We start from the raw sequence: 7,323 nt of genomic DNA, 5'->3' as shown, positions 1-7,323 counted from the left end.
CCGTGCTCCGTGCTCCGTGCTCCGTGCTCCGTGCTCCGTGCTCCGTGCTCCGTGCTCCGTGCTCCGTGCTCCGTGCGACGGCGGGTCGGACGTCCGCTCCGTACCGGTCGCCTCTGGTGTCCCACAGCGGTGCCCTGGCCATGCGTGCCCCGTGCGCGAGGTTCCGCCGCTCCGTGCTCCGTGTGTTGCCCACCCCGTACCGCTGACCTCCGCGCGCGAGGCTGGCGCGGGGCAGATCGTCGGGCGTAGGCGCGAGCCCGGCCGCCGGCATCCCCGCACAGCGTGGACCAAAGTACGGGCGAAAGCGCAGGGGAAGGCGGCACGGAGCCGTGATCCGCACGTGCCAATCCGGCCTGGAGCGCGTGAGCAGTGCTACGGGGCGGATAAACGCCGCGTGGCGACCTCGCCCCTACGGTGGGGGCAGCGAATGTGTGCCAGTACTCCGGTGGGTGTCCAGAGCAGAACTGGGCGGCTCCGGCCAGGGGCGGGACGCAGCTCCGGTCGCTTGGTCGGGGAGAGCGTGTGCGTGCTGCCAGTGGCGGTGCCCGGGCCCGCTCCGTCGGCTGTCCTGCACCGTTTCGCGACCACGCACCGCACCATCTCCACCACTTCGGAAGGGCCGGGATTCGCTGTGTCAGTCACTCAAGAATCTGCCACTCACGCTTTCTGGATCGCTGGCCGCGCGGCGACCGGCGACGAGACCTTCGACGTCACCTCCCCCTGGGACAACCGCCTCGTGGGCACCGTGAGCGTTCCCACCGATGCCCAGATCGAGGAGGCCGTGGCCGCTTCCGTGGCGGTGCAGGCCGAGTTCGCCGCCACCCCGGCGCACGTGCGGGCGGCAGCGCTGGACCACGTGACGAAGCGCCTCGCGGAGCGCACGGAGGAGATCGCCCAACTGATCTCGGCGGAGAACGGCAAGCCCATCAAGTGGGCCCGTGGCGAGGTCGGCCGTGCGATCTCCGTGTTCCGTTTCGCGGCGGAGGAGGCCCGGCGGTTCAACGGCGGAGAGGCCCAGCGCCTGGACACCGACGCCGGCGGGGCCGGGCGGCTGGCGCGCACGCGCCGATTCCCGCGGGGCACGGTGCTCGGCATCGCCCCGTTCAACTTCCCGCTCAACCTCTGTGCGCACAAGATCGCCCCAGCCATCGCTGTCGGCGCGCCGATCATCCTGAAGCCGGCGCCCGCCACTCCGCTTTCGGGGTTGATCCTTGGCGAGTTGCTGGCCGAGACCGACCTCCCGGCGGGCGCCTGGTCGGTGCTCCCGGTGCCGAACGACCGCATGCCCGCGCTCGTGCAGGACGAACGGCTTCCGGTCATCTCCTTCACCGGCTCCGACAAGGTCGGCTACGCCATCATGGACTCGGTGCCCCGCAAGCACTGCACGCTGGAACTCGGCGGCAACGGGGCGGCCGTAGTGCTCCCCGACTTCTCCTCCGATGCGGACCTCGACTGGGCGGCGACCCGCATCGCGACGTTCTCCAACTACCAGGGCGGCCAGTCCTGCATCTCCGTCCAGCGGGTGATCGCCGACGCGTCGGTGTACGAGCGCCTGGTGCCCAGGATCGTGGCGGCCGTCGAAGCACAGGTCACCGGTGATCCCTCGGACGCCGCCACCGAAGTCGGACCGTTGGTCAACGAGGACGCGGCCAAGCGCGTCGAATCGTGGGTCGAGGAAGCCGTACGGGGCGGGGCGACCCTGCTGGCCGGCGGCAAGCGCGACGGAGCCTCCTACGCGCCTACCGTCCTTGCTGACGTCCCGGCCGGCGCGACCCTCGCCCACGAGGAGGTGTTCGGCCCCGTGCTCACCCTCCAGCGGGTCGAGGGCGAGGAAGCCGCCTTCGCGGCCGTGAACAACTCCAAGTACGGCCTCCAGGCCGGCGTCTTCACCCACGACACCCGCGCCGCGTTCCGCGCGCACCGTGCCCTGGAGGTCGGTGGCGTGATCATCGGCGACGTACCGTCCTACCGCGCCGACCAGATGCCCTATGGCGGCGCCAAGCAGTCCGGCGTCGGGCGCGAAGGGGTGCGCTACGCCATGGACGACTACACCTACGAGCGCGTTCTGGTCTTCACCGGCATCGACCTGTAACGGCTACGGGGCACCTGCCCCGTAGCCCCGGACGGGGCGGACGACACAGAAGACAGAGCCGGAGCAGAGCCGACACGGTGCCACGGGGCCCCGTCCGGCGTGCTCTCTGGCCGCCCGCGCCGGCCGGAGCCGCCCACGCTCACCCGCTCCGTCCGCCGGCGCCGCCCACAACGCCCGCCATGAGGTTCGTACCGCCCGGTGCGCGCAGTCACTGACCGCACGACCGGCTCCGGCCCAGCACGGCCCGTACTGAGCCATCGCCCGCCACAACCCCAGGAACCCCAAGCAGTCGAGCCCGCGGCCCGTGCCACAGCGCTGTGCCGTCTCCTCGGCCCAGCTTCAGACCCCACCCGGTGGGCACCTCTCGGCCCCCGACACCCGCGCCCCGCCCCGTACACACGCGAGACGTACGGAGTCCCAGACAGCGGATCATCCCCGGGAGCACGGAGCACGGAGCACGGAGCACGGAGCACGGAGCACGGAGCACGGAGCACGGAGCACGGAGCACGGAGCACGGAGCGGGCGGCGCAGCCCCGCGCGCGAGGTGCGGAGTACGGGTTCGCCTTTGCTGGCGCGGGGCGTCGATCCTTGCCGGGGGCACGGGGCACGGGGCACGGGGCACGGGGCACGGGGCACGGGGCACGGGGCCGGCGTAGCCTCCCTCCCGCGTCATGTTCCCTCCGTGTAGCCCGCAGGCGCCCCCTCAGCAGCCTCGCCCCGTCCAGCCCCGCCCTCACGGCCCCGCTGGCGCCGGCCCGTACGGCCAAGCCAGAGCTGCCCCAACGACCTCACCCCGCTGCCCAGTCCCGCCCACCCCATACGCGGCCCTGTGAGCGGTCCGCGGTGCCGCGCCGGAGCGGCCCACGGGGCGCCCGTAAGCCCCCGGTGTTTCCGGTCTGCTGCCATGGCAGAGTCCTACTAGGGGTGCGGCGCCCAATTGGTCGTGTCGAGCAGCCACAATGGGGGAATGACGGACTCCCTTGCCACGCCGCATCAGCCCTTCGTCGCTGCCGCCGGTGCCTCAGCAGATCCGGACGCTCCGCGTTCTCTCGTGATCCTCGGTTCGACGGGTTCGATCGGGACCCAGGCCATCGACGTCGTGCTGCGCAACCCCGACCGCTTCCGCGTCACGGGGCTGTCCGCCGCGGGCGGCCGGGTGGAGTTGCTGGCGGAGCAGGCGCACCAGTTGCGGGTGGGCACGGTTGCCGTGGCCCGGGAGGACGTGGTGCCCGCGCTCCGTGCCGCGCTGTCGGAGCGGTACGGGGCCGAGCCGCTGCCGGAGATCCTTGCGGGCCCCGGCGCGGCCACGGAGCTGGCGGGTACGCCGTGCCACTCGGTGCTGAACGGCATCACGGGCTCCATCGGCCTGGCGCCGACGCTGGCAGCCCTGGAGGCCGGCCGCGTACTGATCCTCGCGAACAAGGAGTCGTTGATCGTCGGCGGCCCGTTGGTCAAGGCTGTGGCCAAGCCGGGGCAGATCGTTCCCGTCGACTCCGAGCACTCGGCGCTCTTCCAGGCGCTGATGGGCGGCACCCGGGCCGAGGTGCGCAAGCTGATCGTCACGGCCAGCGGCGGCCCGTTCCGCGGACGGAGCAGGTCCGAGCTGAGCTCCGTGACGCCGCGCCAGGCGCTCGCCCACCCCACCTGGGACATGGGCCCCGTCGTCACCATCAATTCGGCCACTTTGGTCAACAAGGGCCTTGAGGTCATCGAGGCGCACCTGCTCTTCGACATCCCCTTCGACCGGATCGAGGTCGTCGTCCACCCGCAGTCGTACGTGCACTCCATGGTCGAGTTCACGGACGGCTCCACGCTCGCGCAGGTCAGCCCGCCCGACATGCGCATGCCGATCGCGCTCGGACTGGGCTGGCCGAACCGGGTGCCGGACGCGGCGCCCGGCTGCGACTGGACGAAGGCGTCGTCGTGGGAGTTCTTCCCGCTCGACACGGAGGCCTTCCCCGCCGTCTCGCTGGCCCGACACGTCGGTGATCTGGGCGGCACCGCGCCCGCCGTCTTCAACGCCGCCAACGAGGAGTGCGTGGACGCGTTCTTGGCCGAACAACTGCCCTTCACCGGCATCGTGGACACGGTGGCCGCCGTGGTCACCGAGGGACTGGCCTCAGGCACCGTGAAAAAGGGCCATGATGGAACCTCGCTCTCGGTGGCAGACGTCCTGGAAGCGGAGACCTGGGCGCGCGCCCGCGCGCGGGAACTGGCCGCACGGGCGGCGAAGGCAACATCGGAGGTACGCGCATGACGACCTGGATGACGATCCTCGGAATAATCGTCTTCGTCGTCGGTCTGCTCTTCTCCATCGCCTGGCATGAACTCGGCCACCTGTCGACGGCCAAGCTGTTCGGCATCCGGGTGCCGGAGTACATGGTCGGCTTCGGGCCGACGATCTTCTCCCGCAAGAAGGGCGAGACCGAGTACGGCGTCAAGGCCGTCCCGCTCGGCGGCTACATCCGGATGATCGGCATGTTCCCCCCGGGCGACGACGGGCGGGTCACGGCGCGCTCCACGTCGCCCTGGCGCGGCATGGTCGAGGACGCCAGGTCGGCCGCGTACGAGGAACTCAAGCCGGGCGACGAGGAGCGGCTGTTCTACACGCGCAAGCCGTGGAAACGCGTGATCGTCATGTTCGCCGGGCCGTTCATGAACCTGGTGCTCGCGGTGGTGATCTTCATCGGGGTCATGATGACCTTCGGCATCAACACGCAGACCACCACCGTCGGCTCCGTCTCCGAGTGTGTGATTCCGGCCTCGGCCAACACCGACACCTGCACGAAGGACGCCAAGGACTCGCCGGCGAAGGCGGCGGGCCTCAAGCCCGGTGACAAGATCGTGGCGTTCAACGGTCAGCCGACGCCGGACTGGCAGACCCTCCAGCGTGACATCCGCGACACCACGGGGCCGGCGACGATCACCGTGGAGCGGGACGGTGCGCACAAGACGCTGACCGCCAACCTCATCAAGAACAAGGTCGCCAAGTCGGACGGCGACGGCGGCTACGTGAAGGGCGAGTACGTCACCGCTGGGTTCCTGGGCTTCGCGCCCGCGACCGGTGTCGTGCAGCAGTCCTTCGGCGAGTCCGTCGACCGCATGGGCGACATGGTGGAGTCCGGCGTCGAGTCGCTGATCGCGCTCCCGTCCAAGATCCCGGACCTGTGGAACGCGGCGTTCGGCGACGCCGAGCGCGAGCCCGACTCCCCGATGGGCGTGGTGGGGGCGGCGCGGGTCGGCGGCGAGGTCTTCAACCTCGACATCCCGCCGGAGCAGCAGATCGCCACGATGCTCTTCCTGGTGGCCGGGTTCAACCTCTCGCTGTTCCTGTTCAACATGCTGCCCCTGCTGCCGCTGGACGGCGGGCACATCGCCGGCGCCCTGTGGGAGTCCCTGCGCCGCAAGACGGCGCGCGTCTTCCGCCGGCCCGACCCCGGCCCCTTCGACGTCGCCAAGCTCATGCCGGTCGCGTACGTCGTCGCGGGGATCTTCATCTGCTTCACGCTGCTGGTGCTCATCGCCGACGTGGTGAACCCGGTACGGATCACCTAGCCGCGCGCCCCGGGTGGCACGAACGGTGGGGCGGGCCGGCCCCGTACCACCGCACCGTGCCGCACCGGGGCGTTCTGAGTTCTCGCCACACCGCTGTGCACCGCGCCCCTGCCCGCTGTGGCCTGTGGCCGTACAGTGCCGGAACGGCCTCGTGCCTGTTGCCCCTCCCGGGGGCCGGCAGGGTGCGGGGCCGCACGTCTTGGGCCTTACACGCGCGCCGTTTCTCCGCTCCGGCCCGGCTGCGCTCTGCTGCCCTGTCCCTCTGCCCCTTTCCCTCGGTCGCTGAGCCGCGGCCCCCTCCCCCTCCCTCGCCGTCCGGTACTACGCCTCAGGAGCGTGCTGTGTGGCCCTGCACGGAGCGGCACAGGGGGAAGGCGATAGGGGCTGCCCAACGATCCTCCTCGGAGCACGGAGCACGGAGCACGGAGCACGGAGCACGGAGCACGGGGCGGTGGACCTGCCCGTACGCGCTGTAGTCAGCCGTACGCTGACCGCGTGGGCCCGCCTCCCGACCGCGTCCGGTGCCCTGTGGTGTCTGCGGCGCTGCTGGGCGGAGCCGATACGGGGCCGGGTACGAGGCGCCTCCGCCGCCGCCGTCCGCGACTCGCCCCGTGTGCAGGCTCGATCGGGCTGCGGTTTGCCGCCCGGGCGGGGTTGGCCGCAAGATATCCGGTTCCGGCCCCGATAGCCGACGGATGTGGCGTAGGGGAGCTAGCGAGTGCGTCTTGCGGCTGGTCGACGACGCGGCCACGAACGAGCGAAGATCGGGCGAGGCGTCCTCGCCCGGCTATCGCCGATCGTGTGAGGTTAGAGGCTGGGTGCGCCGGGGCCGCTCCAGGTGCCGTAATCTCGAAGACTGGAGCCCGCCGATCTCGGGACCTCGTTACACACCTTGGGGTTGCTCGCCAGATGACAGCGATTTCGCTTGGAATGCCGTCCGTTCCGACCAAGCTTGCTGACCGTAGGGTCAGTCGTCAGATTCAGGTGGGCTCGGTGCCCGTCGGTGGTGACGCTCCGGTGTCGGTGCAGTCGATGACGACGACGTTGACTGCTGATGTGAATGCGACGTTGCAGCAGATTGCGCAGCTCACGGCGTCGGGTTGTCAGATCGTGCGGGTGGCGTGTCCTTCGCAGGATGATGCGGAGGCCTTGTCGGCGATTGCGAAGAAGTCGCAGATTCCGGTGATTGCGGATATTCACTTCCAGCCGAAGTACGTGTTCGCGGCGATTGATGCCGGGTGTGCTGCGGTGCGGGTGAATCCGGGGAACATCCGGCAGTTCGACGACAAGGTGAAGGAGATCGCGAAGGCGGCTTCCGATGCGGGGGTGCCGATTCGTATCGGGGTCAACGCGGGGTCGTTGGACAAGCGGTTGTTGGCGAAGTACGGGAAGGCGACGCCTGAGGCGTTGGTGGAGTCGGCGTTGTGGGAGTGCTCGCTTTTTGAGGAGCATGGTTTCCGGGACATCAAGATCTCGGTGAAGCACAACGATCCGGTGGTGATGGTGAATGCGTACCGGCAGTTGGCTGCGCAGTGTGACTATCCGTTGCATTTGGGTGTGACGGAGGCGGGTCCTGCTTTTCAGGGGACGATCAAGTCTGCGGTGGCGTTCGGTGCGTTGTTGGCGGAGGGGATCGGCGACACGATTCGGGTGTCGTTGTCGGCGCCGCCGGTGGA

4 protein-coding genes are annotated in these 7,323 nt (G+C 70.1%); all 4 read left to right on the top strand.

The window, feature by feature from the left end; translation table 11 throughout:
- Window positions 1–631: 631 nt before the first annotated feature.
- Window positions 632–2,092, top strand: a complete 1,461-nt coding sequence (locus AAHZ94_RS24900; protein WP_349995370.1) for an aldehyde dehydrogenase family protein — start codon at window positions 632–634, stop codon at window positions 2,090–2,092.
- A 967-nt stretch (window positions 2,093–3,059) separates the two neighbouring features.
- The gene (gene dxr, locus AAHZ94_RS24895; RefSeq protein WP_349995368.1) at window positions 3,060–4,349 is read left to right on the top strand and encodes a 1-deoxy-D-xylulose-5-phosphate reductoisomerase; all 1,290 of its coding nucleotides are present in this window, start codon (window positions 3,060–3,062) and stop codon (window positions 4,347–4,349) included.
- Entirely contained in the window at window positions 4,346–5,647 is a 1,302-nt protein-coding gene (locus tag AAHZ94_RS24890) for a M50 family metallopeptidase (protein WP_349995366.1), read from the top strand. The genes dxr and AAHZ94_RS24890 overlap by 4 nt, the downstream gene beginning before the upstream one ends.
- 909 nt (window positions 5,648–6,556) lie before the next feature.
- Window positions 6,557–7,323 (top strand): flavodoxin-dependent (E)-4-hydroxy-3-methylbut-2-enyl-diphosphate synthase (ispG, locus tag AAHZ94_RS24885; protein ID WP_349995364.1); only part of this gene is annotated, 767 nt, incomplete at its 3' end.

Origin of the sequence: Streptomyces sp. HSW2009 (assembly GCF_040240285.1) — a bacterium.
Classification (GTDB): domain Bacteria; phylum Actinomycetota; class Actinomycetes; order Streptomycetales; family Streptomycetaceae; genus Streptomyces.
This window is presented reverse-complemented; position numbering and strand designations above follow the sequence as displayed.

Coding starts and splice junctions, on each gene's coding strand:
- dxr (WP_349995368.1), top strand. CDS start 3,060: ATGACGGACTCCCTTGCCACGCCGCATCAGCCCTTCGTCGCTGCCGCC.
- AAHZ94_RS24890 (WP_349995366.1), top strand. CDS start 4,346: ATGACGACCTGGATGACGATCCTCGGAATAATCGTCTTCGTCGTCGGT.